This is a genomic window from Shigella sp. FJ200513 (genome assembly GCF_040495915.1).
Lineage (GTDB): Bacteria > Pseudomonadota > Gammaproteobacteria > Enterobacterales > Enterobacteriaceae > ECMA0423.
Map to the genome: position 1 here is coordinate 1 of NZ_JBDYCV010000289.1, position 464 is coordinate 464.

At 52.4% G+C, this 464-nt stretch carries 1 protein-coding gene; it reads right to left on the reverse strand.

Features of this window, described 5'->3' with window-relative positions; genetic code table 11:
* Nucleotides 1-464 (reverse strand): phage terminase large subunit family protein (locus ABZJ92_RS22285; protein ID WP_458694112.1); only part of this gene is annotated, 464 nt, incomplete at both ends.

Below are 464 nucleotides of genomic sequence, written 5' to 3' on the forward strand. Positions count from 1 at the left end.
TCGTCGTTAAGCTTGACGATTTTCCCGTTTTCATCACGGTGATAGAGGCGGAACTCCTCAAAGAATGGCTCACAGGTATTGAATACTTTGAAGCGACCATCGAGCATCATGTCGCGCAATTCAGTGATGCCTGGCTCAACAGCGTTACCGCCATCAGGCCATGTCGCATGCTCCTGCAACATCATAAATCCAGCGTCTGCATACTGCCCTTTGAGCTGCTCACCGCCGCCCTTCTCGTGCTGGTTTCCATCATGAGGCCATGCGGTTGGCACTTTATGCGCCCATGATTTAACGGCTCCCCACGCCTGAACGGCTGTTTTTTCTTTCGCCTTCCACACGCGTGAAACGTAGATTGTGTCTGCCTCCTTATCCCACCAAAGCTGAACTTGCGCCTGTGGGTGATCCCATCCGAAATCCATCCCGCCAATTACGTAGAAGTGATCAGGACACTCGAACGGCTGACA